This is a genomic window from Ferdinandcohnia sp. QZ13, assembly GCF_031324165.1.
Taxonomy (GTDB): domain Bacteria; phylum Bacillota; class Bacilli; order Bacillales; family Bacillaceae_L; genus Ferdinandcohnia.
In genome coordinates this window covers 1,582,060-1,607,516 of record NZ_JAVIVW010000001.1, presented here as the reverse complement: position 1 = coordinate 1,607,516, position 25,457 = coordinate 1,582,060, and the positions used below count along the sequence as shown (strand labels likewise).

Annotated in this window: 24 protein-coding genes and 1 riboswitch; all 24 genes read left to right on the top strand. The window is 40.6% G+C overall.

Annotated elements, in window-relative coordinates; all coding sequences use genetic code 11:
• Window positions 1-17: 17 nt before the first annotated feature.
• Entirely contained in the window at window positions 18-1,055 is a 1,038-nt protein-coding gene (locus RGU12_RS07735) for a C-terminal binding protein (protein ID WP_309535559.1), read from the top strand.
• A gap of 13 nt (window positions 1,056-1,068) precedes the next feature.
• Entirely contained in the window at window positions 1,069-2,118 is a 1,050-nt protein-coding gene (locus tag RGU12_RS07730; protein WP_309535558.1) for a TRAP transporter substrate-binding protein, read from the top strand.
• A gap of 28 nt (window positions 2,119-2,146) precedes the next feature.
• Window positions 2,147-3,415: a nickel pincer cofactor-dependent isomerase, group 22 gene (locus RGU12_RS07725; protein WP_309535557.1), complete on the top strand. Its 1,269-nt coding sequence runs from the start codon at window positions 2,147-2,149 to the stop codon at window positions 3,413-3,415.
• Between the two features lie 84 nt (window positions 3,416-3,499).
• Window positions 3,500-4,648, top strand: a complete 1,149-nt coding sequence (gene dgoD, locus RGU12_RS07720; protein ID WP_309536284.1) for a galactonate dehydratase — start codon at window positions 3,500-3,502, stop codon at window positions 4,646-4,648.
• Between the two features lie 16 nt (window positions 4,649-4,664).
• On the top strand, window positions 4,665-6,872 hold the full coding sequence (locus tag RGU12_RS07715; protein ID WP_309535556.1) for a dihydroxy-acid dehydratase domain-containing protein: 2,208 nt from the start codon (window positions 4,665-4,667) through the stop codon (window positions 6,870-6,872).
• 26 nt (window positions 6,873-6,898) lie between these two features.
• On the top strand, window positions 6,899-7,843 hold the full coding sequence (locus tag RGU12_RS07710; protein WP_309535555.1) for a sugar kinase: 945 nt from the start codon (window positions 6,899-6,901) through the stop codon (window positions 7,841-7,843).
• Window positions 7,844-7,920: 77 nt separating this feature from the next.
• The gene (locus tag RGU12_RS07705; protein WP_309535554.1) at window positions 7,921-8,694 is read left to right on the top strand and encodes an IclR family transcriptional regulator; all 774 of its coding nucleotides are present in this window, start codon (window positions 7,921-7,923) and stop codon (window positions 8,692-8,694) included.
• Window positions 8,695-8,825: 131 nt separating this feature from the next.
• Window positions 8,826-9,725, top strand: a complete 900-nt coding sequence (locus tag RGU12_RS07700) for a fumarylacetoacetate hydrolase family protein (RefSeq protein WP_309535553.1) — start codon at window positions 8,826-8,828, stop codon at window positions 9,723-9,725.
• A 70-nt stretch (window positions 9,726-9,795) separates the two neighbouring features.
• A complete protein-coding gene (locus RGU12_RS07695; RefSeq protein WP_309535552.1) occupies window positions 9,796-10,704 on the top strand; it encodes a dihydrodipicolinate synthase family protein in 909 nt (302 codons plus the stop codon).
• A gap of 246 nt (window positions 10,705-10,950) precedes the next feature.
• Window positions 10,951-11,104, top strand: a riboswitch (cyclic di-AMP (ydaO/yuaA leader).
• Window positions 11,105-11,219: 115 nt separating this feature from the next.
• Entirely contained in the window at window positions 11,220-12,488 is a 1,269-nt protein-coding gene (locus RGU12_RS07690) for a cation:dicarboxylate symporter family transporter (protein WP_309535551.1), read from the top strand.
• Between the two features lie 141 nt (window positions 12,489-12,629).
• Entirely contained in the window at window positions 12,630-12,872 is a 243-nt protein-coding gene (locus RGU12_RS07685; protein ID WP_309535550.1) for a spore germination protein, read from the top strand.
• Between the two features lie 63 nt (window positions 12,873-12,935).
• Window positions 12,936-13,178, top strand: coding sequence for a spore germination protein (locus RGU12_RS07680; protein WP_309535549.1), 243 nt, complete (start codon window positions 12,936-12,938; stop codon window positions 13,176-13,178).
• A 23-nt stretch (window positions 13,179-13,201) separates the two neighbouring features.
• The gene (locus tag RGU12_RS07675) at window positions 13,202-13,711 is read left to right on the top strand and encodes an Hsp20/alpha crystallin family protein (protein WP_309535548.1); all 510 of its coding nucleotides are present in this window, start codon (window positions 13,202-13,204) and stop codon (window positions 13,709-13,711) included.
• A gap of 151 nt (window positions 13,712-13,862) precedes the next feature.
• Window positions 13,863-14,336, top strand: coding sequence for an Hsp20/alpha crystallin family protein (locus RGU12_RS07670; RefSeq protein ID WP_309535547.1), 474 nt, complete (start codon window positions 13,863-13,865; stop codon window positions 14,334-14,336).
• A 38-nt stretch (window positions 14,337-14,374) separates the two neighbouring features.
• Window positions 14,375-15,139, top strand: a complete 765-nt coding sequence (locus tag RGU12_RS07665) for a hypothetical protein (RefSeq protein ID WP_309535546.1) — start codon at window positions 14,375-14,377, stop codon at window positions 15,137-15,139.
• A 210-nt stretch (window positions 15,140-15,349) separates the two neighbouring features.
• The gene (locus RGU12_RS07660; protein WP_309535545.1) at window positions 15,350-16,291 is read left to right on the top strand and encodes a carbohydrate ABC transporter permease; all 942 of its coding nucleotides are present in this window, start codon (window positions 15,350-15,352) and stop codon (window positions 16,289-16,291) included.
• On the top strand, window positions 16,291-17,118 hold the full coding sequence (locus RGU12_RS07655; RefSeq protein WP_309535544.1) for a carbohydrate ABC transporter permease: 828 nt from the start codon (window positions 16,291-16,293) through the stop codon (window positions 17,116-17,118). Before RGU12_RS07660 ends, RGU12_RS07655 begins: the two co-directional genes overlap by 1 nt.
• 390 nt (window positions 17,119-17,508) lie before the next feature.
• Window positions 17,509-18,795: an ABC transporter substrate-binding protein gene (locus RGU12_RS07650; protein ID WP_309535543.1), complete on the top strand. Its 1,287-nt coding sequence runs from the start codon at window positions 17,509-17,511 to the stop codon at window positions 18,793-18,795.
• 115 nt (window positions 18,796-18,910) lie between these two features.
• Window positions 18,911-20,722: a sensor histidine kinase gene (locus RGU12_RS07645; protein ID WP_309535542.1), complete on the top strand. Its 1,812-nt coding sequence runs from the start codon at window positions 18,911-18,913 to the stop codon at window positions 20,720-20,722.
• Window positions 20,703-21,452, top strand: a complete 750-nt coding sequence (locus tag RGU12_RS07640) for a response regulator transcription factor (protein ID WP_309535541.1) — start codon at window positions 20,703-20,705, stop codon at window positions 21,450-21,452. Before RGU12_RS07645 ends, RGU12_RS07640 begins: the two co-directional genes overlap by 20 nt.
• Window positions 21,453-21,471: 19 nt before the next feature.
• Window positions 21,472-22,197 carry a ThuA domain-containing protein gene (locus RGU12_RS07635; RefSeq protein ID WP_309535540.1) on the top strand — a complete coding sequence of 242 codons (726 nt, stop codon included), beginning with the start codon at window positions 21,472-21,474 and terminating at the stop codon, window positions 22,195-22,197.
• A 22-nt stretch (window positions 22,198-22,219) separates the two neighbouring features.
• Window positions 22,220-23,248, top strand: coding sequence for a Gfo/Idh/MocA family protein (locus RGU12_RS07630; protein ID WP_309535539.1), 1,029 nt, complete (start codon window positions 22,220-22,222; stop codon window positions 23,246-23,248).
• Window positions 23,249-23,258: 10 nt separating this feature from the next.
• Entirely contained in the window at window positions 23,259-24,296 is a 1,038-nt protein-coding gene (locus RGU12_RS07625) for a Gfo/Idh/MocA family protein (RefSeq protein ID WP_309535538.1), read from the top strand.
• Between the two features lie 16 nt (window positions 24,297-24,312).
• Complete coding sequence (locus RGU12_RS07620; RefSeq protein ID WP_309535537.1) at window positions 24,313-25,281, top strand: sugar phosphate isomerase/epimerase family protein; 969 nt, start codon at window positions 24,313-24,315, stop codon at window positions 25,279-25,281.
• Window positions 25,282-25,457: the final 176 nt, after the last annotated feature.

Sequence of the window (25,457 nt, the reverse complement as noted above, 5' to 3'; positions counted from 1 at the left end):
TTATTGGAGGTGGAGTTTTGGATAAGTTCAAAGTAGTGGTAACAGACTGGGAGTTTGAAGATCTTCGCTTTGAGGAAGCAGTATTATACCAAACGCAGGAAATTGAAGTAATTGCTGCCCAATGTCGTACAGAAGATGAAGTCATTCAAGCTTGCCATGATGCAGACGGTATTATCAATCAGTATGCACCGCTAAGTAGGCGAGTGCTTGAATCGTTAACAAATTGTCAGGTGATCACACGATATGGAGTTGGAGTCAATACGATTGATTTGGAAGCGGCTACAGAAAGAGGAATCTGTGTCGCAAATGTGCCTGATTACTGTATGGATGAAGTTTCAGATCATGCCTTAGCCTTGATTTTATCATGGGTACGTAAAGTGGTGGTTGCAAATCAACAGGTGAAAAACAAAAATTGGGACTTTAAGGTGACACGACCGATTCATCGACTGCGTAATCAAACACTGGGTCTCGTGGGTTTTGGAAGGATTCCTCAATCACTTGCCGAGAAGGCAAAGCCACTTGGGCTGACCATCATCGCTTCGGATCCTTACTTTCCAGCAGATGAGGCAAAGAGAAAGGGTGTTACCCTCGTCTCTCTTGAAACGCTTGTAGAAGAGTCGGATATCATTTCTGTCCATGCTCCATTGACTCCGGCTACAAAAGGGATGCTTGGAAAAGAACAATTTGCGAGGATGAAAAAGAAACCTTTGATTATTAATACTTCAAGGGGTCCTGTTATTGATGAAAGTGCTCTAGTTGAAGCGCTTGAGCGAGAACAGGTAGCGGGAGCAGCACTAGATGTAGTTGAAGAAGAGCCGATTGATGCACAACACCCATTTCTTTCGATGGATCAAGTGATTTTAACACCACATGTTGCCTGGTATTCAGAAGAAGCAGAGGCGGAAATGAGGACAAAGGCAGCGGTAGGGGTTATGGATGTGCTGATTGAAAAAAAATACCCGAAATACCTGGTTAACAAAGAAGTAAAGAATCATAAGAGCTTGAGGGAACAAGTAGGTCAAGAGACCATTCCAAATATTAAAGGAACGAGATAAGGGGGAAGTGTAAATGAAAAGTTGGCTAAAAAAATTGGGTGTAGGAATTATTATTCCAGGAATGCTGCTCCTTAGTGCATGTGGTTCTGCATCCACCGGCAACAGTGATGGGGAAAATAAGGCAGACGGGATTCAGGAGAGAACAATCAAAGCAGGAATTGGGCTGAATGAAGACCATCCAGAAGGTCTAGGATTAAAAAAGTTTAGTGAAATTGTGGCGGAAAAGAGTGGTGGGAAGTTAACAGTAAAGCCATTTTACAGTGCGACACTAGGTGATGACCAAAAAATGACTGAGGCTCTTCAGGGAGGACTTCAGGAGATTACCATCCCGTCCACATCGCCGTTAGTAGGAATGATTAAGGAATTTGGAATATTTGATTTCCCATTCCTGTTCAATACGCCTGAAGAGGCTGATGCGGTCCTTGACGGTCCAGTTGGTCAAAAACTACTGGAAAAACTCCCAGAACACGGTCTTATTGGACTAGGCTATTGGGAAAATGGGTTCCGCCAATTGACAAACAGTAAACATCCTGTTGAAAAGGCGGAAGATTTCCAAGGGCTTAAGATCAGAACTATGCAAAATGAAGTCCATCTTGATGCATTTAAAGAGCTTGGGGCAAATCCAACACCAATGGCTTTTTCAGAAGTGTTCACCGCACTTGAGAGTAAAACAGTAGATGGTCAGGAAAATCCGCTTGCAACTATTAAGTCAAATAAATTTAATGAAGTTCAGGATTATTTAAGTTTGACTGGGCATGTATATACGCCATTTGTATTCTTGGTAAGTAAGAAATTCTGGGATGGTCTTTCTGAGGAAGAGCAAACAATTTTAAAAGATGCAGCTGTTGAAGCAGGCAAATATCAGCGCCAGATAAGTCGGGAAGAAGATGCCAAAGCGATTGAAGAACTAAAGGCTGCAGGAACAAATGTAAACGAAGTATCCGCTGAAGAAAAGCAAAAAATGAAAGAGGTTATTCAGCCTGTTATTGATGACTACTCTAAAAAGTTTGGTCAGGACCTAGTAGACGAGATGATGAAGGAAATTGAAAAAGTACGTAAATAGGATAGAGATTCCCGGGAGATGAAAGAACATGGAAATCATAAAAGAACTCCTGCGTGACATAGAGATTCCACGAATGATTAAGATAAGGCAAAAATTTCATGCCCCAGAAGTTGAAAATGTTAAAGAGGCCGTTCATGAAGCGATTCAGACGGCCGGGGTACTTAATAGAGTTGACGCTGGAGATAGAGTGGCTATCGCTGTTGGCTCAAGAGGAGTCTCCAATTTGCCTGAACTGGTTAGGGAGACTGTGAATGCGGTGAAAAGTGTCGGAGGACATCCATTCATCGTGCCAGCGATGGGCAGCCATGGAGGAGCAACCGCCGTTGGTCAAGTGGATGTTCTCGAGCAGTTGGGGGTAACGGAAGATGCAATTGGTGCCCCCATCCTAGCTACCATGGAAGTTGTAGAAATTGGAAGACTACCAAACGGTCTTCCAATATATATGGATCTTCATGCTTACAAAGCAGATAAAATCATTGTGATCAACAGGATTAAACCTCATACAGCTTTTCGGGGACCAGTTGAAAGTGGACTGATGAAAATGATTACGATTGGACTTGGCAAGCAAAAAGGAGCGGAGGCTGCACATGCCTTCAGCTTCAAATACATGGCCGAGCATGTAGTGGAAATGGCGAAAATAGCTATTGAGCGAACGCCGATTATTTTTGGTCTAGGTTCGTTAGAAAATGCCTATGATCGGCCTGCTAAAATTGTTGCGATTCCGGCAGAGGATCTTATCCACCGTGAGCCGCAGCTTTTAATAGAAGCAAAATCGTTAATGCCGAGAATCATGTTTGATCCAATCGATGTTCTTGTCGTTGATGAACTTGGGAAGGACATTTCCGGAGACGGAATGGATCCAAATATAACTGGACGATATGCAACACCCTACGCTAGTGGCGGTCCTCAGGTAACTAGAATTGCAGTTTTGGGATTAACTCAGAAAACGCATGGGAACGCAAATGGAATTGGCATGGCCGATGTGTCTACTCAAAAGGTGATGGATCAAACCATATTGGAAAAAGGGTATGCAAACGCGTTAACTAGCACAGTCACACAGGTCGTCAAGCTGCCGATGATATTAGAAAATGAGGAATTGGCAGTAAAAGCAGCGATTAAAACCTGTAATGCTTTTGATTTAAGCAAAGTAAGGATCGTCAGGATTAAAAATACATTGGAAATCCAGGAGATATGGATATCAGAATCGATGTTGGAGGAAGCGAGAAGCTTAGATTCTATCGAAGTAGTATCTGATCCAGCTCCCATGGATTTTTCTAGTTCAAACGTTGGTGTTTAGGTAGTTTACTAGAAAAACAATTCCTTTTTAGGCTTAGGATTTTTGCCTTTCGTAACTTAAGTAGTTTATTTGGGAGGGATTTTTATAAAAATCACATCATTGACACTTTATAAAGTGCCTCCCCGTTGGCTATTCCTGAAGATTGAGACAGACGAAGGGATTTCAGGATGGGGAGAACCAATTGTTGAAGGGCGAGCAGATACAGTAAGAGCCTGTGTGCAAGAAGTCAGCGACTATCTTGTCGGAAAAGATCCATTGAGGATTGAGGATCACTGGCAGGTTCTTTACAGAGGAGGATTTTACAGAGGCGGTCCGATTTTGATGAGTGCAATTTCCGGAATTGAACAGGCACTTTGGGATATAAAAGGGAAGTATTTTCACATTCCGGTGTACGAAATGCTAGGTGGAAAGGCCCGGGAAAAAATCAGGGTCTATTCCTGGATTGGCGGAGACCGGCCAACAGATGTGGCACATGCAGCCAAGGAAAAGGCGGATGCCGGTTTTACAGCAGTCAAAATGAATGCCACAGAAGAAATGGATTATATTGATACTCATTCAAAGGTAGAGGCGGCCGTTCAACGTATCGCTGCCGTAAGAGAAGCGGTGGGTAAAGAGTTTGGAATTGCCCTCGACTTTCACGGCAGGGTTCATAAGAGCATGGCAAAAATTCTCGTAAAGGAATTAGAACCTTTCCGCCCGATGTTTATCGAGGAACCTGTTTTACCGGAAAATAATGAGGCATTAAGGGAAATTGCCCGGCATACTGTCTGCCCGATTGCTACAGGAGAACGGCAATATAGCCGTTGGGGCTTTAAGCAGCTTTTAATGGATGGGTATGTGGATATTATTCAGCCGGATCTTTCTCACGCCGGTGGTATCCTTGAATGCAAAAAGATTGCCGCTATGGCAGAGGCTTTTGACGTTTCGATTGCCCCGCACTGTCCACTAGGACCGATTGCACTAGCCTCCTCTTTTCAACTGGATGCCTGTACACCAAATGTGGTGATTCAAGAACAAAGTCTAGGTATTCACTACAATCAAGGCAGTGATTTGCTTGACTATTTAACAGATCCATCCGTCTTTAAATATACAAATGGGTTTGTCGAGATTCCCGAAGGTCCAGGATTGGGTATTGATGTGAATGAAGAGGCCGTTTTGGCTGCAGCTGAAAAGGGGCATGATTGGAAAAATCCAATTTGGAGAAACGAAGATGGCAGTGTAGCCGAATGGTAATAAGGAGGTAGGTTTGATGTCAGTGAAATTCCCCTATATAGAGAATACGGTAAATCCTTATCGTGATAATGTTCAGGGTAAAGCAAATGAACCAATCTGTGTCGCAGGATTGTTGGACCGTTCCAAACAAATCCTCCAAACGGAATTAAAAGGGTTCCAGCCCGATTGGTCGTTAGAAGAGATTTATGACAGGCTTCATCATAATGCGCCAAGAATTGCAATTATTGGAGGTTCGCAGGATCATCCAGCACATATCATGGACTTTCAAACGATTGCAAGGGCTGCCATCCGCATTTGGCAGAACGGAGGAGTCCCTTTTCAATTTGCAACTCCGGTCATGTGTGATGGTACCGCTCAGAGTAACCAAGGCATGAGCTATTCTTTGCAAAGTCGGAATGCAGTAGCACAAATGGTTGTGAACCAGTTGGAAGCCCATAGCTATCACGGGGCATTTGTGATTCAAGGCTGCGACAAACAGCCCCTTGGTGTTGTAAGTGCCTTGGCGCATTTAGATCGTGTTCGCAAATACCGAAATGAAGCGCCGTTTTTTGCCACATTTGCTCCTGCACATGTTCTAAAAGGAGGAACAATCCCAAGTGCACTCTTTACCGAACTTGAAGAGGTAGCTCTCCTCGCAGAAGCGAAAGGGGCAGAGGATATTGCCTTTGACCTGCGTGACGCTCTTTCGTACATTTTACAATGCTCCTCAAATACAGCGTTTCAAGGGGTACTTGAGCGCGCTCGGGAGCGGGGCATCATCACGAAAAGTCAGCATGAGCTTTACGAAAAGAAATTGGCTGTTGCAACTTGTGATGGTCAGGGGGGTGTCTGTGCCTTTAACGGAACAGGAAACAGCTCACGCCACCTGGTAGCTGGGATGGGGCTCGTACATCCGGCAGTTGAACAACTGACAGCTCCACCAACACAGGTTGAGGTCAATGAAGCAGTGGATTCACTTGCGGGTATGATAAATGATCCAGCATTTGGAACTTCTAGCATTATGGCTGCCAATATCAGAAATGCAATCAGAATTCACAGCGCATCAGGGGGCTCCACCAATTTGATGATGCACATCGTTGCTGCGATGGTGTACGGCGGTTATAAATTTAATCTGTGGGATTATGACCAAATCCATCATGAGGTTCCTATTCCAGATTTGTTTAACTATAGCCTGACAGAGGGCAGAGACATTTTTGCACTTGCGATGCAATGCTGTAGTGGTCAGATTAAAGGGATGGAAACACTTATCTATGAGTTGATTGAAAATGGAGTTCCAATGGATATAGATGCACCGACAGTGACCGGGACAACATGGAGAGAGCGGCTTTCGAAAAAACAAGGTTTACCGGCAACGGGAGTAAAGGATAATCCTATTATTCTCTCAAAACCAAGAAGGTCATTCAGCGGGGTAGACGTGTTAACAGGGAACTTTTTTGAAAGTGCTGTGGTTAAGATTAGCGGAATGACGACAGCACAACTCGATAATTTTGATCACAAGGCGTCATTTGTCCTTTTCTATGATAATGAACATAGTGCCAATGAAGGATTGTTGGAAGAAAATTTATTAGAAAAATTAAAGCAGAATCGAAGTTTTAACTATTCAACGATGAAGGCGATGCTCAAACACAATGCACCGGATTTGTTTGAAAACGGTATGAATTTGGAGTATGAAGAGCTATTTGACTTTATGGTTGCCGAAGGTGCTTTGAAAATTTCCGTGATTGTGTCTGGTCAGGGGCCGGAAGCATTCGGAATGCCAGAAATGTTTACTCCAATGCAACATATCAACGCGAACCGAAAGCTGAAAAGATTAGCAACGTTAATCAGTGATGGCCGCTATTCTGGAGTAACCTACGGTGCTGCGATTGGGCACATGACTCCAGAAGCGAAGAATGGTGGAGGAATTCTTTACTTAAAGACAGGGGATGTGCTTTATCTACAGCTTCGAAACAAAAGAATCGACTATTTAGATGAAGGCGAATTCCAAAATGGAAATCTTGTGTTTCAGTTTGAAACTGCTAAAGAGGATAGGAAAAAGCTGGGGGAAACAAGACTAAAAACGATTCGTCAGCGCCAGCGTCTGGTAGCCGCTAGCAACCGGATGGCGGGACATACGGATGCAGCCAATGGTGTTGTTCCGTTCGAGGTGGCAGAAGATGCTGTTTATGACTATAGGGAGGATTTGGCTGCTTACTCAACCAACCTTTCAGAAAAATCACATTAACAAATGGAAAAATAGGGGGCTAATTTATGGATGTCATCACATTTGGTGAAACAATGGTTTTGTTTACCCCAATAACACCTGGCCCCTTAAGGTTTAGCAGCAGTTTTCAAAAGACAATCGGGGGAGCAGAATCCAATGTCGCAATCGCCCTTTCGAGACTTGGTCATCAAGTGGGATGGACCGGAAGACTTGGAAAGGATGAGTTTGGCATTTACATTCGCAACTTTATTAGAGGAGAAGGCGTTGATACTTCGGGTGTCATTTTTGACGAAAATAACCCTACCGCAGTATTTTTTAAGGAAATGCGGCCGATGCAGGAACCGAATATTTTATATTACCGGAAAGGTTCTGCTGCTAGTAGGATGGTTCCAGATGATCTAAACGAAGAGCAAATCAAAACAGCAACGTTCCTGCATGTAACCGGCATTACTCCTGCGTTAAGCCCTTCTTGCAGAGAAACCGTCATGCATGCCATTTCCTTGGCAAAAAAGAATGGAGTGAAGGTAGTCTTTGACCCGAATATACGTCTGAAGCTTTGGAGCAAAGAAGAGGCGTACGAAATTTTGAACGACATCGCCGCCCAATCTGATATCGTTCTTCCTGGTCTGGAAGAAGGGATGATTTTAACGGGAAAGAAACAACCAGCCGAAATCGCTTCCTCTTTTTTGGAGAAAGGTGTAGAAACAGTTGTGGTAAAGCTGGGGGACAACGGTGCTTATTACGCAACGAAAACAGCTGAAGGATTTGTTCCAGGTTATACCGTAACCCAAGTCGTTGATCCAATCGGTGCAGGCGATGGGTTCGCTGCTGGCTTCCTATCTGGGGTGTTAAGAGGGTGGTCATTGGAAAAAGCGGTCCGTCTTGGAAACCGGGTAGGGGCCTTCGCCCTCACCACTGCAGGTGATGTGGAAGGGTACCCGTTTTGGTCTCAAATTCGTCAGGATGGAAGAGATACGGAAGTGCTTCGTTAACAGCAAGAATACATATTACTAATCTACTTATTATGGTAAAATGTATTCATATTTAGGACTTTAGAAGGGTGAGAATAATGCTTATCATTCAATCAGTAGATCGTGCCCTCCGTATCCTCGATTTATTCGATGAATACGAACAGGAAATGAAAATCACTGAAATTAGTGAGAAAATGCAACTCCATAAAAGTACAGTACACTCCTTATTGCAGACTTTGAGGCAAAGAGGATATATTGAGCAAAATCCTGAAAACGGTAAATACCGTCTTGGAATGAAACTATTTGAACGTGGCAATGTTGTCATTCGAAGACTCGACCTTCGCACGGTTGCCAAGAAGTATTTAATTGAGTTGTCGGTAAAGTCGGGAAATACTGTCCATCTTGTTATTCGCGATGGCAAAGAAGGAATTTATATTGATAAGGTGGAAGGTCCTTCTGCGACAGTACTGTACTCAAGGATTGGAAGAAGAATACCGTTGCATAGCAGTGCGGTTGGAAAATCGCTTATTGCACATAAATCCGGTAAAGAGCTACAAGAAATCCTTAAAGACTATGAGTACGTTCAGCAGACTCCTAATACAATCACAGATGAAACATTGTTTTTGGCTGAACTTGAAAACGTAAGGGAAAAAGGCTATTCAATGGATAAGGAAGAAAATGAACCAGGTATCACCTGCGTTGCAGTTCCGATTTGGGATCATACTGGAACAGTTGCAGCAGCGATGAGTATGTCTCAGCATTCAGCAGGTATCGACCAAGAAAAACTACAGCGGACGGTTGAGATGCTCAAAGAAGCTTCCATGAAAATATCTAGAGAATTGGGATACGAAATGCATTTATCGATCAAGTAACGTCAAGGATTTTTATGGCGTAGGACATAAAAATCCTCGGTCGCTATTCAATATGTTGCACCATCTTGTGTAGTTAATTTTTGTTTAGATTACAAAACTAAGTTTTATATTATAAAACAGGAGGAGTTTACATGAGAATCATTCGTTTTGTAAATAATCATTCAGCAGTTGTACTTGGAGCGTTAACAGATCAAGGAGATATTTATTCTTTGCCTTATTCGGATTTTATGGAATTGGTGAATCAAGCTGAAGTTGCTGGGGTTACAGCTCTTAAATTGGTTGAAAACTCTATAGCAGGGACGGAACCTATTAGAGAGAGTCTAGACGAATTGGAATTGCTTGTTCCCATCGTTGCCCCAGAGGTATGGGCATCTGGAGTGACCTATGAGAAAAGTAGGGATGCAAGAAACTATGAAACTACAAATGGAAAAAACGATGACCAAACATGTTATGACAAAGTCTATGATGCTGAGCGGCCTGAGCTATTTTTAAAATCAACGGCTGCCAGAACCATTGGTCCGAATACTCCCGTTTACTTACGAAATGATTCCAACTGGCAAATTCCTGAGCCAGAGGTTGGGCTTGTCATCACAAAAGATGGTCGGATTGTTGGCTATACAATCGGAAATGATATGAGTTGCAGGGACATCGAGGGAGAGAACCCCCTTTATTTACCACAAGCAAAGGTGTGGAAACATTCATGTGCGATTGGACCAGCTATTCGCCTTGCGGAAACGGTAGAAGACCCGTATAATTTCCAACTTACCTGCCGTATTTTCAGAGATGGCCAACTAGTCGTTGAGGGAACCGCTAATACAGCACAGTTAAAACGACGATTTGAAGAACTTGTCTCGTTCTTGATTCGAGACAATGAAATTTTTGAAGGTACGGTCCTGTTAACGGGTACCTCGATTGTACCGCCAAACGAATTTACTCTTAAAGAGAACGACCATATTGAAATTGAGATTTCCACAATTGGTGTATTGGCGAATCCTGTAAAAGTTCAGGTACCTAGTGAGAAAGTGATGTAACCGGATTCGCGTTCTCCTCCATCAAGCGATGGGGGAGAGTTTTAAACTTCGCAAAAAGGGTGATGAATAAGTGGAACGAGAATCAGGTAAGTTTCATGGGATAATCTCTCCGGTTGTCACGTTATTTAATGAGGATGGAGACTTTAACTGGGAAGCCAACAAACAGTTAACAGATTTTCTCATTAATAAAGGGGTAAACGGGATCTTATATATGGGAAGTACTGGAGAGTTTTCTTCTCTATCCATGGATATGCGTAAACGATTCATTGCTGAAATGATTCCGTATGTGAATAACAGGGTACCTGTTCTTATTGGTACAGGGTCTTCTTCTTTAGCGGATACAATTGACTTGTCACGTCATGCCCAGGAATGCGGGGCCGATGGGGTGCTTGTCGTAAATCCGTACTATTGGAAATTTACAGAGGATCAACTTTTTGACTATTTTACTACTGTGTCTAAAAGTGTTAATATATCTGTCTTGATTTATAATATTCCGATGTTAACAGGCCAGAGTCTGTCACCACAGCTCATTGCTAGACTTGCTGAAAGCTGTGAGAATATTGTTGGTATGAAAGACACGATTGATAGCCTTGGGCATATTAGAAAGCTTATTTTTGAGACTAAAAAGAAGAGAGAGGATTTTGCTGTATTCGCAGCTTTCGATGATTTAGTCCTCCCAGCACTACAAATAGGAGCAGCAGGGTCGGTTAACGGTACCTCCGTGTTTGCCCCAGAACATTCTGTTAACCTATATAATTGTTTTCAATCTGGGAAATTACAAGAAGCGCTTACTCATCATCAAAAGATAAATTCCCTTATGTCCATTTATGAACTTAGCGATCCACTCTTCCTGGCAATCAAAGAAACGGTAAACCAAAAAATCCTTGGTTACAAAACAGCGAATCTTCCACCTGCATTTGTTGAGGATAAGACATTAAACCAAAAGGTAGAAACATTTATAACTTCACATCTAAAATGAAGCATATAGGACCAGTTTGATAGGAAATATTAAATAAGAAGCGTCCCGCCGATGGGGAGTAGTCTTTATCTTTTATAGAGACTGCTCCCTTTTTAGTTTTGTAAAATTAATTATTTAAGAATAATGTGATTACTTACATGATGAAACTGAAAAAATGGTGTAAAGTCTAATGAAAGGTGGAATCCACACCTTACTGGAAATAATCAATAGTTTACTAATATAGTATTTTAATGATAAAATTCTATTAGTTCATATGTGCTTAATCTTATTTTTAAGAGCGGGGGACCCAATGATTTACACGGATATTTCCGTTATAGGTGAATTCTTATAAAGAAGGGGCTCAGTGTTTCCGATAGTCCTAACCTGAAAGCTAACCTCGTAAGCAATTTAGTGGGAACGAGAACGATAGCATCATAAGTCGGCAATAGCCGTTATTTAGGTAAATTATCGTATTCATTTGTTTCCCTTGCCTAAGCAGTACAGATTAAAAAAACATCAAGAAGGTGAGGTAATTTATGAAAAAGTTTAAATTAAGTTTAGCCACTCAAATTTTTATCGGTCTTGTATTAGGGATTATCGTCGGTGGGATTTTCTATGGAAGTCCAACAGCACAGAGTGTGTTACAGCCGTTCGGTGATCTTTTTATCCGTTTAATTAAAATGATTGTAGTGCCAATTGTCCTTTCGAGTATCATCGTTGCGATTGCAGGTGTCGGTGATTTAAAATCGGTTGGGAAGTTAGGTGCTAAATCACTTACTTATTTTATTGGTATGACATTAGTCGCGATTGCGGTCGGCCTGATTGCTGCCAATATTTTTCAGCCCGGTGCTGGTCTAAATATGGACAAGTTAGAGCAAAGTGACATTTCTGGTTATGTCCACACTTCAGAGGAACAAGAAGGAAAATCGATTACCGATACGCTACTTCACATTGTTCCGACTAATCCAATTCAAGCAATGGTTGAAGGCGATATGCTCGCGATTATCTTCTTTGCAGTCGTTTTTGGACTAGGGATTGCTGCGATTGGTGAAAAAGGAAAACCAGTATTACGTTTCTTTGAAGGTATGGCAAATGCCATGTTTTATGTGACGAACTTATTTATGAAGTATGCCCCAATCGGTGTATTTGCATTAATCGGTGTAACAATTTCGAAATACGGTTTTTCATCCCTTATTCCATTAGGTAAGCTTGCCCTTACTGTATATGGAACGATGATTTTCTTTGTGATTGTTGTTTTAGGCTTACTTGCCAAGTTCGTTGGGTTCAGTATTTTTAAATTACTGAAGTTGATCAAGGAAGAGTTAATTTTAGCCTTTTCAACAGCAAGCTCGGAAACTGTCCTTCCAAAAATAATGGACAAGATGGAAAAAGCAGGTAGTCCAAAACATATTGCGACTTTTGTTATTCCAACAGGTTATTCCTTTAATCTCGATGGATCTGTGTTATACCAAGCGATAGCTTCTTTATTTATTGCTCAAATGTACGGAATTGACTTAAGCATTGGTCATCAAATTACACTCATGTTGGTGTTAATGGTAACATCTAAAGGGATGGCGGGGGTACCAGGTGTTTCCTTTGTGGTGCTATTAGCCACATTTAGTACAATTGGTTTACCCGCTGAAGGTTTAGCATTTATTGCGGGTATTGACCGTATTCTAGATATGGGACGTACTGCGGTTAACGTGGTAGGAAATTCATTAGCAGCCCTTGTTGTGGCAAAATGGGAAGGAAAATTTAACCCACCTGCTGAAGTTGAAACCTTAAGAGAAGCTGAAGCTTCATAAAAAATATGTCATGTAAGCACATTTCTATGTTATGGAAATGTGCTTATTTTTTTTCATCAAAAGTAACAACTTCAAAATTAGGATAACAGCCTGCATGCCTATTGCATAAGATAAAAGTACATGAAGGGGGAGGTAATCAATATGCCAACTCATATCAATATTTATAGCATGAAAGTAAATAGCATCTCGAATAACGGTTCTGTGAATATTGGTGAATCCTTTCATAATGCACATACAGCAAATTCTAAGTCCCAAGGGGAAAATTCATCCTATGGCGATCTTTCACCAACTACAGCAGGAATGGAGAATGTGTTTATTGATCCAGATTTAAACGATCAAGGCGATATCGGAAACCCTGCGGTTGTAAATGCAACTCAGGATTGATTGCCTGAATAGATCAAGTCGATATTGATACAGAAAAATGTCAGAGAGAAAGGAATAAATAAGATGCCTTTTATGATAAATATTTTTAATATAAAGACCAACAATATGAGTCAAAATGCGAACTTTGATATTGGCGGAACGGTTCATAATAGCCACACGGCCAATTCAAAAAATGTAGGTTTAAGTTTTTCTTTAGGTGATATCTCACCCAATTCATCTTTGATTGCGGAAGGTTATTTAGATACCGATGTGACAGATCAAGATCAAATCTTCAATCCATCTTTCCCTGTTTCGAATCAATTTTAGCTTGAGTATAAGGAGGTTTTCAGATGTTCCCTTTTCAATCTCTCTTTCCATTTAAGGATATCATGCAGCAGTTGATGAAGCAGTCAGGACAATCTTCAGGTATAGAGAAATTTGTTCAAGAGTCAATCTCGAAATCAATGTCAACTTCCATGGAATATTTTCAAAAAAATGCTTCTGAATTACATCGTGCCATTCATGAGAATCAGGTTAGTGATGACAGAGAAATGTCTGTACCCGAACAAAAAGAACAGAGTGAACTAACCCCTTCGATATTTGATTCTCTTGATCACGTGTATGTGAAGTTTAGATTAAAGGATCCGTCAAAATTATCGAATTTTAAAATTTTCCATACATCCAACCAAATCATCATTGAGGGGTACCCGAATGAAGAAAGTTATCATGTGTTTGCCCTGCCTGAGATCGTCAAGAAAAAAGGAGCAATTACCACCTATAAAGATGAATATCTTCAAATCAAACTACCTAAGGCAACCGATATGCAATATACACAAATAGACGTCCCTCCCGTTGAATGAACGGATGGGCGTCTTGTTCCTTAGATTATCGGCAATACAGGGTTGCTGTAACGAATTCACAGGAATGAAACGCTAATCGAACAATATGATTAGTAGTAGCAGGCAATGCCTATTTAGCATGTCAATTGGATTACGAGGGGAGGGAAGCATCGTGGATTTTGAAAAGCTCAAGCAGTGGATGGAGGTTGCCCAGAAATATCAAGCGGGTGATTTTTGGAATCAGGTATTTGATAAGGAATCGGCAAGGAAATTTATGCAGGACATGAAGGCAGAACAAAATGAACATCAAACAAGTCGTTCGGCAGAATCAATGGAATATCCCCCAATAGATATCTTCATGCTAGACTCTCAAATTGTCATCTTAATCGAAATCCCTGGCATTGATAAACGAGACATTCAGTTAAAAGTCATTGGGTCAAAACTAACCATAAAAGGAATTTCAAGATTGCCATTTAAACCAGAAACAGCCTTGAAAAACGAGCGGGTATATGGCGAATTCGAGCGCACGATTGAGCTTCCAGAACCAACAGATGGCAATCCGATACGAGCCAGATTTAATCATGGACTTCTCGTAATTACCTATCACAAAAAAATAGAGCCAGAGGAGTTCGTCATAATCGAATAGACGATTATTGTTTGTTGAAAAAATGGTAGAGGGTGGTGATGATAAAGTTGCCTTTTAAACGAAATTCTCATAATGAAAATGATCGAGACGCTTTAGAAAAGAGGATTGCAAAGCTTGAAGTGGAGTTTAAAAGAATCAACACGCTTGAAGTGACAATGAAGCGATTCTTGAAATTGGAAAGCAACTTTCTTGCCATTTCCACCATGAATGCGTTAGAAGACTCTGCATTAAAGGAGAAGAAGGAAAAGCAGGTTCAGAGCATACCTGATGACTTTGAAGCGAAAATCATTGCCACTGTGGAAAAAAGAGTGAGGGCCCAGTGGTTTCACGAAATGGACAAACTAAAGGAACAGTTATATATCCTTGCCCATGACATGGCTAGCCTAAAGGAAAGAATCCAACAATGTGAATCTGAAAATAAACAGATCCTTAAGGAATTTCATGAAATCAAGAAAGCATTGGGTAGTCAAACCAAATCAAACGATCTCCCCATTGTTTATCAGGATATAAAGGTTGAACGAATGCTAATTGATAAATATGAACTGAATAATAATATCGCTCACCTTGGCGTAAGGGATTTAAGTGGGAGCTTAAATGTTGGAGCTACATATGGAACGGGAATCATCCCGTCAGAATTAGCGGAGGATTTTTTATCGACCATGAATGATTTTAAAAAAGGAAAGAACGAGGAACAGAAGAGTAATGAGCCAACGGAACAGGCTGACACAAACGATGAGGAAAACAGTGGAATGAAAGTCGACATGAACGAGGAGGGGACTGAGATTTTTATAGAAGAAGATTAGAATTACTTTTACAGGAGACCTGGGAATTTCCCAGGTCTTCTTTCGTTTTGACTCACAAATGATTCACTTTCACGGAAAAGAAAATAGTCCAAAAGACATAACAAGGTCAATTCAGTACCCCCTATCCGTCAATATTGTTTCCTGTATTCTGATTTTCGACCAGCTATAATAAAAGAAAACGGTTTCAAAAAAAGTGAGGGGGTGGTGTAAATGGAGGCGAAGACAGCAGTAAATGAAGGTCAACTGAGCCGAAAACCAGAACTCAAGCCAAAACGAAAAATCAAATGGAAAAACGTGTTAACCTATGCTGCTTTTGTTGGACCTGCATTACTGTTTTTTGTGGTGATTCAAATTATCCCGTTTTTGATGGGGATCTATTATTCATTTACATCCTGGAATGGAATTAGCGCAGCGGTGGAATGGGTTGGATTTGAGAACTATAAAAAGATTTTTACCAACGATTCGAAGTTTTTCAATTCCTTCTGGTTTACAACAAGGTTTATGTTTGCAGCTGTTATCATCAGTAATTTGTTAGGATTCGGATTGGCGTTATTGCTAAATGGGGCCTTAAAGACAAGAAATATTCTACGAACCGTCTTTTTTATGCCGAATGTCATTGGTGGACTCTTGCTCGGGTTTATCTGGCAGTTCATCTTTGTGAAGGGGTTCGCATCGGTAGGAAAATATACTGATATTGGTATTTTTAAGCTCGCATGGTTAGGTGATGAGGCTACTGCCTTTTGGGGAATTGTGATTGTATTCGCTTGGCAAACGGCAGGGTATATGATGGTGATTTATATCGCTGCTTTGCAGGGAGTGGATCAATCCTTAGTAGAGGCTGCTAGAATTGATGGGGCTTCGAGTTGGAATGTCTTAACAAAGATTATGATGCCGTTAATTCTGCCTGCGTTTACAATTTGTTTCTTTTTGACAATCTCGATGGCCTTTAAGATTTTCGATATTAATATCTCGTTGACGAACGGGGGACCGTTTAACTCAACAGAATCTGTCGCCATTAATATATATCGGGAAGCCTTTCAGTATAACAACTTCGGTCTAGGTACTGCTAAAGCGGTCTTGTTCTTTGTGATTGTAGCGGTCTTTACGACTATTCAAGTCGTGATGACGAAGAAAAAGGAGGTTGAGGCATAATGAACCAAAGGTACACTAAGAAAACCTTTCTTCTTGAGATCGTTGGAATTGTGCTAGGGCTCATTTTTCTCATCCCATTTTACTTTGTCTTCATTAATTCGATGAAAGCTTTTTCTGAGATTTTAATAGATGCGGCTGCCTGGCCTAAGGAATTTCTATTTACGAATTTTGTGAAGGTATGGGACATCATTCATTTTCCACGAGCGTTTTGGAATTCATTGATTATTACGGTAACTAGTAATATTGGAATTGTCGTGATTAGTTCGATGGCCGCATGGAAGTTGGTCAGAACGGGTGGAAAGCTAAGTAATTTCTTGTTTATCTTTTTTGTAGCCGCAATGGTGATTCCTTTCCAGTCGGTTATGATCCCGTTGATGAAGCTTGGTGGGATGTTGGGAATCGTCAATAGCATTCCAGGTTTGGTGATCATGTATTTTGGGTTTGGTGTTCCATTGTCCTTATTCCTTTTTCATGGATTTGTGAAGACGGTGCCAATTGAAATTGAGGAATCTGCACGAATTGATGGCTGTTCGCAGTTTGGTGTGTTTTGGAGAATTGTATTTCCGTTATTAAAACCCATTACCGTGACGGTCATTATTTTAAACAGCTTATGGATTTGGAATGACTACTTATTGCCTTTGCTTGTTTTAACAGATGCAGAGCTACGGACGATTCCTTTAGCGACAAGCTCATTCTTTGCTCAGTATACAAAACAATGGGATATGGGATTAGCAGCGCTCGTTCTTGGGATCACACCCATCATCATCTTCTTCCTGTTTTTACAAAGACATATTATCAAAGGAATTGCTTCAGGATCAATTAAATAGGCTTATTTCTAAAGTGTTGTTGCTTTAAAATATCGTATAAACAATGTGATTGAAGCGGAAGGCGTCACTCCTCGAAAATGCATTCGCATTTTCTTCGTGCGTGGGTTATTTCAAGGAAGAAATTCAAAGTCCTACGGGATAAGCGTGAGCCTTGAGACCCCGCAGGGAGCGACAAGTAGAACGAAGCCTAAAAGTGCCACGTCCTGTGGCAACGGCTTCGTGACCTACATCGTGTAGGCCTGAGGAGGCTCAAGCCACGCCTGAGGAAGCGTCCGCCTACAGCGGAAATCAATGTTCAAAATAATTGAGTTAGCGAAAACAGCTATTAAAAAGTGGTTATACGTTTTTGTATAATATAAAAATGCAAATGATAAAGGGGGAAACAAGGTAATGAAACGCAAATTGCTTTTGTTCACAATGGTTTTGTTTTTAACTATCCTTGGCGCTTGTTCGGATAAGGAGAAAACATCTAGTGAAGGTACTGATAAGGGCAAAGGAGGATCCGATGGGGAAACCGTTACGCTAAACTTGATGCAGTTCAAGGTTGAGATTGCCGATCAGCTTCAAGCGATGATTGATGAGTATGAGGAAGAACATCCAAACATCAAGATTAAACTTGAAACAGTTGGTGGTGGAGCAGATTACGGCGCAGCATTAAAAGCGAAATTTGCTTCAGGTGACGAGCCAGATATTTTTAACAATGGTGGATTTAAGGAATTAGAGCTTTGGAAAGAACGCTTAGCCGATCTTTCAGGTGAGCCATGGGTAGACCATGTGTTGCCAATAGGTAAAGTTCCAATGACAGATACAGATGGTAAGCTATATGGGATGCCTGTTAACTTAGAAGGGTATGGATTTGTATATAACAAGGATTTATTTGAAAAAGCCGGCATTAAAGAAGCTCCAAAAACATTCTCAGAGCTACAAGAAGCCGCAGAAAAACTTGAAGCAGCAGGAATTACACCTTTCTCAGCTGGTTATGGAGAATGGTGGGTCATTGGGCAGCATTTACTTAATATTCCGTTTGCACAACAGGATGATCCGGTGAAATTTATCGAAGGACTTTATGCTGGAACAGAAAAAATTGTGGGTAATCAGCATTTTAAAGATTTTAAGAATGTATTAGATTTAGAGTTAAAATATGCAAATGATAATCCACTAACAACCGATTATAATACTCAGGTTACCTTATTTGCTTCTGGTGAAACGGCTATGCTTCAACAAGGAAACTGGACAGAAAACATGATTTATGAAATTAATTCTGACATCAATATGGGCTTCCTTCCGATTGCAATGACGGATGATGAAGCGACAGCAAATCGTCTACCAGTAGGGGTTCCGAACAACTGGGTATTAAATAAAAATTCAAAGCATCTGCAAGAAGCTAAAGATTTCTTAAATTGGATGGTGTCATCCGAAACTGGTAAACGATATATTACAGAAGAATTCGCGTTTATCCCTGCATTTGATAACATCGAACCGACAGGATTAGGTGATCTTGGCCTCTCAATCCTGGAATATTCCAAGGATGACAAAACCATTCCTTGGACTTGGTTCAGATGGCCAGATGGGGCAAACATGGAGAAAGCAGCAGCCATCCAAGAATATGCAGCAGGAAAAATTGATTACGATGAATTACTAACTCGTTTCCAAGAGACATGGGATAACCTGAAGTAATCAAATTCTAAAGCAGTCATTCAGTGATAACTCCCTTCTTGATAGAAAGCATGTCTATACTTGATATGCTTTCTATTTTATACTAAGAATGTATATATTTAGGAGGGAGAGCCCTTTGTTCAAAAAGAGTATTCGAAATAGGCTAATTGTTTTATTACTACTCACTACAATCGTGCCGTTTGGAACGTCTATTGCGATTACATATTTTCATATTAAAGAATCGTTGAAGGATCAAGTCGTTCAAGAGAATAAGAGTCTCTTATATCAAGGGAAGGAAAATCTTTCGAGCTATATCCGAGAGCTAAATGGATTATCGCTTTCACTCTATAATAATCCAGATATTGTGAGTTTTTTAAGGTCACCACATAAGGAAAAACATTATCAGATCTTGGATACTGTGAAGGATGTTCTGCAAACGATTTTATACGCGGAAGAAAATATTGAACGGGTCTATATTACGTTTGAAAATGATGACCGAATCATCTCCATTTCAAAGCAGTCAGCAGTCGTATTTGCAAATAAAGTAGAGAATGGTAACGAAGAAGCCTTCGAAAAGGCAAAAAATAGCATAGGGAATATGTATATTGAACCGATTCATATCCAAAATGATTTGGACGATATTGTAAATGTTAAACGGCCAAAGACCGTATTATCGATTCACCGTTCTTTTATTAATTCACCATCTAATAACGTTCTTGCCTTCATCACATTGGAAATTACACCAGATAAAATCATTGAATTAAGTGAAAATCTTTATAACAAAGAAAATGAGGAATTTTATATCGTTTCAGCTGATGGAGATTTTATCTATCAATCTACACAAGGGGAAAAGGCGGATCACAAAGCGTGGATCAACACAATCGTTCATACTAATGATGAGCAGGGGACGATGGAATGGAGTGATGATTCCTTTCATGGTGTCATGGTCTATAATAAGCTTCCAGAGATTGCTGGGGACTGGGTATTAGTCAAAAGAATTCCATATACAACTCTCTATGAAAGTGTGAATAACGTTGCGATTATCAACATCTTGTTTGGGGTGATTGGATTAATCTTAGTTGTGCTTGCAACCCTTTTTGTCTCATTTAAAATAACGTCTCCCATTCGAATCCTTCTCCATAATATCCGTCAGGTGGAGGAAGGAAACATGGATGTGAATTTTCAACCATTGGGTGAGGATGAAATTGGGGTTTTAGGGAATCGCTTTAAACAAATGATAGAAAAAATCAATCATCTTATTAATAAGGAATACAAGCTTGAAATAGAAAACAAAACCAATCAATTGCGTGTACTTCAATCGCAAATAAATCCACATTTTTTGTACAATGCACTTCAATCGATAGGTACACTTGCGTTAAAAAACAATGTCCCACAAATTTATTCGTTGATTACTCAGCTTTCGAAGATTATGAGATACGGAATGAATATGGAAGAAGACATAATTCCACTGATTAAAGAAATAAATTATATAAAAGCGTTTCTGCTTTTACAGAAAGAAAGATTTGGAGAACAATTCGAATTCAACATTGATGTTGATGAAAATGCACAAGATGTGAAGGTTCCAAAAATGATTCTGCAGCCGATCATTGAGAACTATTTCAAGCATGGATTTGATGATCGGACTGAAGTTGGTATGCTTACGCTAACATGTTCAATCGAACAAAATGAATTATTTATTGCCGTAAATGACAATGGAACGGGTGTATCTGAACAAAGGCTTCGAGAAATTGATTCGTATTTTCATAGTGGAACAAGTATGGGTGAGGGAACCAATATTGGACTCAAGAATGTATATGCCAGATTGAAACTTTATTATCATGACCAAGCTACTTTACAACTTCAAAATAATGAGGAAGGCGGTCTTTTAGTGACGATGAGACTTCCGATTGATGTGAAAGGTGCTGATTATGAAAGCAATCATTATTGATGATGAAAAGCATGTGCGTGACGGACTTCTTTTACTAGCCGACTGGAAAAGATTCGGAATCGATACGATTCTTGAGGCAAAAGATGGGGAAGAGGCAATGCACCTTATTACGGAACATCAGCCCGCGATTATTTTTACAGATATGAGAATGCCAAAAAGGGATGGAATCAGTCTTTTGAAGTGGATACATGCATCCGGAATTTTGAGTAAAACCATTGTCGTAAGCGGTTACGATGACTTTGAGTACATGAGGAATGCTATTTTTTATAAAAGCTTTGATTATTTATTAAAGCCTATTGAGCCGGACGTGCTTAATGAAACATTAGAAAAAGCGATTGTCGAATGGAAGGAGGAAGCTCTTCAACAAAAAACATTAATTCCGACTCAAAACTATCAAAATGAGAAAACAGGAATCCATTTGATTGAAGAATTCGTAAGACAAAATTATCAGAATGAAATCAATCTACAAGAAATAGCGGACCGTTTCTTTTTTAGTCGGGAATATATTTCAAGGAAATTCAAGCAAGAGTTTGACGATACCATTACCGATTATGTAATGAAGATTCGGATGGAAAAAGCAAAAGAATTATTGGAAAACCCACATTTGAAAATCTATGAAGTTGCAAATCTGGTGGGCTATCAGAATGAGAAATACTTTAGCAAACTGTTTAAGAAGTTAATTGGGGTAAGACCGAATGAATATCGAAATAGGAACGTGAAGGTAAAATGAGTAGACTGGAGGACATATCATGCTACAAGTAACAGTTTGGAATGAAAATCGTCATGAGCAGAAGGATCCGATTGTACGGGAGGTTTACCCAGAAGGTATTCATGGGGCGATTGTTGGCTTTTTAAAGGAAGAGCCATTCCAGGTTCGAACAGCCACCCTGGATGAGCCAGAGCATGGCTTAACAGATGATGTTCTTGCCCAGACAGATGTTTTAGTATGGTGGGGCCATCTTGCCCATCATGAGGTAAGTGATGAGATTGTTGAGAAGGTGAAGCAGAGAGTACTAGATGGGATGGGTCTTATTGTTCTTCACTCAGGTCACTTCTCGAAAATCTTTAAAGTCTTAATGGGAACCTCCTGTGATTTAAAATGGCGAGAAGCGGATGAAAAAGAACGAATTTGGATTGTCGATCCAAGTCATCCGATTGTAGAAGGACTTGGTGAATATATCGAGCTTGAAAAAGAAGAAATGTATGGGGAGCATTTTGATATTCCAGCACCTGACCAGCTGTTAATGGTGAGTTGGTTTGAAGGTGGAGAGGTATTTAGAAGCGGCTGTACATATCAAAGAGGGAAAGGGAAAATTTTTTACTTCCGACCAGGTCATGAAACATACCCAACTTACTATCATAAGGACATTCAACGAGTGATTCGCAATGCCGTCAAATGGGCAACGCCTACAAAGCTGCCAAAGCCTATTTATGGGAATGCTAAACCGCTTGAAGATATTAAAGCAAAAAATTAGTTACATAGGGGAGGAATGAAGGATGAGTAAGGTAAAAATTGCTGTGATTGGCTGTGGGAGTATTGCCCAGCACCGTCACCTGCCTGAATATGCGATGAACGAAGAGGTAGAGATTGTGGCAGTGTGTGATATTGTCGAGGAACGTGTCAACAAGGTTGCAAGTGAGTATGGTGTAAGAGCCTATACAAACTATGAAGAACTTCTTGCAAATCCTGAAGTGGAAGCAGTAAGTGTTTGTACACCGAACTATTTGCATGCACCGATCTCGATTGCAGCATTAGAAGCAGGAAAGCATGTACTTTGTGAGAAGCCAATGGCTACGTCAAGTGAAGAAGCGATGAATATGATTGAAGCGGCGAAGAAATCAAACAAGAAGCTGATGATAGGGCATAATCAGCGTTTTGTCGCTTCCCATCAAAGGGCCAGAAAGCTGATTGAAGCAGGTGAACTAGGAAAAATTTATAGTTTCCGTACCGCATTTGGACATGGTGGTCCGGAAGGATGGAGTGTGGACGGAAAGGAAAGCTGGTTTTTTAAGAAGAACGAGGCTTTTATTGGAGCAATGGGTGATCTTGGGGTCCATAAAACAGACCTGCTCCGGTATTTGTTAGGGGAAGAGTTTGTCGAGGTGGGGGCATTCATTGAAACAAGTGCCAAGGAAAACGCGGATGTAGATGATACAGCCGTTTGTATTTTACGAACAGAATCTGGCATTATCGGAACATTGGCTGCGAGCTGGTCCTATGTGTCAAAGGAGGATAATTCAACGATTATTTATGGAGAAAATGCGATTTTACGCTTAGAGGATGATCCTGTTCATAATCTTATTATTCAATATAAAAATGGTGAGGTTGTGAAATGTGAATTAGGCGGTATTCAAACAAATGAAGATGGTGGGCAAACAACTTCTCACGTTATTTCCCATTTTGTACAATCAATCATTTCCGATACGATGCCACCTGTACCAGGGGAAGAAGGAATGAAATCACTACAGGTCATATTAGCAGCACTTGAATCAAAAGAGACGAACAAGATTATCACGATCAATTGAGGTGTAAAACGTGAGCAAACTGCGGATTGGAATAATAGGAGCTGGTGGAATTGCACAAGCACGACATATACCTGCATTCCAGCAATTAGCCGAGCAAGTCACAATTGAAGCCATTTGTGATGTGAATGAAGAAATCGCAAAGACTGTTGCAGAGAAATTCCAGATCTCAAAAGTCCATAAGAACTATCAAGATATGTTTGCTGAAGTGGACGCTGTTGTTGTATGTACGCCGAATAAATTTCATGCAGAGATATCAATCGCAGCACTTGATGCGGGCGTTCATGTGTTATGCGAAAAGCCAATGGCGATGTCAACAGAAGAATGTCAGGCAATGATTGAGGCTGCCGATAGAGCAGGAAAAGTATTGGCGATTGCCTATCATTATCGTTTTTTAAAAGACTCACAGGCTGCAAAAAAGTTAGTTTTAGAAGATGAAATTGGAGAACCCATCGTTGCTAGGGTAAAAGCATTAAGAAGACGTAAGGTGCCGGGGTGGGGCGTGTTTACTAAAAAAGACCTGCAAGGTGGAGGAACCCTTATCGATTGGGGCTGTCATTTCTTAGACCTATCCTTATGGTTATTAGGAAATCCAGAGCCTATAGAGGTACTCGGAACAGCCTATAACCGCCTAAGTAAGATGCCGAACCAAGTCAATCAATGGGGAAACTTCGATTCGGAATCCTTTGATGTGGATGATCATGTAACGGCCTATATAAAATTTCAAAACGGGGCTTCGATGCTTTTTGAAACGTCATGGTCAGCCAATATTCCGAAGGATGAGGAAGGAGTTAGTATTTCAGGGGTAAAGGGTGGGATTGAGTTATTCCCACTTCAATTGAATCAAGCGAAACATGGTATGCTCTTAAATACAGTTGCGGAATGGGTACCAGGTGAAGACTCTCCAGATATTCCACAAGCGAAAAACTTTGTGGATAGTTGTTTAGGAATCGATGAACTAATCGTGAAACCAGAGCAAGCTTTACAAGTCTCCAAAATCATTGATGCCATATATAAGAGTAGTGAAACAGGAAACAGCATTAAAATGTAGCGGGAGGGAACAAAGAATGAAACTAGGTGTATTTACTGTTTTATTTGCAGAAAAAAGCTTTGAAGACATGCTCGATTATGTAGCAGCTTCTGGATTACACGCAGTTGAAATTGGGACTGGTGGATATCCAGGAAATGCCCATTGTGATCTTGATGCTTTATTAGAGAGTGAAGAAAAACGACAAGAATATATGGAAAAAGTGACATCGCGTGGACTCCAAATAAGTGCGTTTAGCTGTCATGGAAATCCGATTTCGCCTGATAAAAAGTTTGCCGAGGAGTCTCACCAGGCTTTAGTAAAAACGATCAAGCTTGCTAGTTTACTAGGTGTTCCTATTGTGAATTGTTTTTCAGGAACGGCAGGAGACCATGAAGGTGCGAAATTTCCAAACTGGCCGGTTGTTCCATGGCCAAATGAGTATGGTGATATTTTAAAATGGCAATGGGAAGAAAAATTAATCCCCTATTGGAAGGAATGGGGCCAGTTTGCAAAAGATCATAACGTAAAGATCGGGCTAGAGCTTCATGGAGGATTTCTGGTTCACACTCCTTATACACTTCTAAAATTGCGTGAGGAAACATGTGATGCCATTGGTGCAAACCTCGACCCAAGTCATTTATGGTGGCAAGGAATTGATCCAATAGCGGCGATCAAGATCTTAGGTAAGGCAAATGCGCTTCACCATTTCCATGCGAAGGATACATATATTGATCAAGATAACGTCAACATGTATGGACTAACAGACATGCAGCCATATGGCGAGGTTCAAACGAGAGCCTGGACATTCCGTTCTGTAGGCTGTGGTCATAGTTTACAAGAATGGTCAGATATGATGAGTGCTCTACGAACCTATGGATACGACTATGTCGTAAGTATTGAGCATGAGGACCCAATCATGTCCATTGAAGAAGGATTTACCCGTGCTGTCCGTAATTTAAAATCAGTCTTACTTGAAGAACTACCAGGGAATATGTGGTGGGTGTAACGAGTAGTTATTATTTTAACCGCACACCACTTGAGCACCTGCAGATGTTGAAGTTCAACATATTGCAGGTGCTTTTTCATATGGTGAATTCGACGGTTTTTTGGAATTTTCGAGTTGACGGTTAAACTATAGAAGATATAGTAAAAGTAGAATCAAATTCATAGAATCCCGTTAAT

Excerpts from the sequence above, each read along its gene's own strand:
- RGU12_RS07730 (WP_309535558.1), top strand. The coding sequence starts at position 1,069 with ATGAAAAGTTGGCTAAAAAAATTGGGTGTAGGAATTATTATTCCAGGA.
- RGU12_RS07725 (WP_309535557.1), top strand. The coding sequence starts at position 2,147 with ATGGAAATCATAAAAGAACTCCTGCGTGACATAGAGATTCCACGAATG.
- RGU12_RS07715 (WP_309535556.1), top strand. The coding sequence starts at position 4,665 with ATGTCAGTGAAATTCCCCTATATAGAGAATACGGTAAATCCTTATCGT.
- RGU12_RS07710 (WP_309535555.1), top strand. The coding sequence starts at position 6,899 with ATGGATGTCATCACATTTGGTGAAACAATGGTTTTGTTTACCCCAATA.
- RGU12_RS07705 (WP_309535554.1), top strand. The coding sequence starts at position 7,921 with ATGCTTATCATTCAATCAGTAGATCGTGCCCTCCGTATCCTCGATTTA.
- RGU12_RS07700 (WP_309535553.1), top strand. The coding sequence starts at position 8,826 with ATGAGAATCATTCGTTTTGTAAATAATCATTCAGCAGTTGTACTTGGA.
- RGU12_RS07690 (WP_309535551.1), top strand. The coding sequence starts at position 11,220 with ATGAAAAAGTTTAAATTAAGTTTAGCCACTCAAATTTTTATCGGTCTT.
- RGU12_RS07685 (WP_309535550.1), top strand. The coding sequence starts at position 12,630 with ATGCCAACTCATATCAATATTTATAGCATGAAAGTAAATAGCATCTCG.
- RGU12_RS07680 (WP_309535549.1), top strand. The coding sequence starts at position 12,936 with ATGCCTTTTATGATAAATATTTTTAATATAAAGACCAACAATATGAGT.
- RGU12_RS07675 (WP_309535548.1), top strand. The coding sequence starts at position 13,202 with ATGTTCCCTTTTCAATCTCTCTTTCCATTTAAGGATATCATGCAGCAG.
- RGU12_RS07665 (WP_309535546.1), top strand. The coding sequence starts at position 14,375 with ATGATAAAGTTGCCTTTTAAACGAAATTCTCATAATGAAAATGATCGA.
- RGU12_RS07660 (WP_309535545.1), top strand. The coding sequence starts at position 15,350 with ATGGAGGCGAAGACAGCAGTAAATGAAGGTCAACTGAGCCGAAAACCA.
- RGU12_RS07655 (WP_309535544.1), top strand. The coding sequence starts at position 16,291 with ATGAACCAAAGGTACACTAAGAAAACCTTTCTTCTTGAGATCGTTGGA.
- RGU12_RS07650 (WP_309535543.1), top strand. The coding sequence starts at position 17,509 with ATGAAACGCAAATTGCTTTTGTTCACAATGGTTTTGTTTTTAACTATC.
- RGU12_RS07640 (WP_309535541.1), top strand. The coding sequence starts at position 20,703 with ATGAAAGCAATCATTATTGATGATGAAAAGCATGTGCGTGACGGACTT.
- RGU12_RS07635 (WP_309535540.1), top strand. The coding sequence starts at position 21,472 with ATGCTACAAGTAACAGTTTGGAATGAAAATCGTCATGAGCAGAAGGAT.
- RGU12_RS07630 (WP_309535539.1), top strand. The coding sequence starts at position 22,220 with ATGAGTAAGGTAAAAATTGCTGTGATTGGCTGTGGGAGTATTGCCCAG.
- RGU12_RS07620 (WP_309535537.1), top strand. The coding sequence starts at position 24,313 with ATGAAACTAGGTGTATTTACTGTTTTATTTGCAGAAAAAAGCTTTGAA.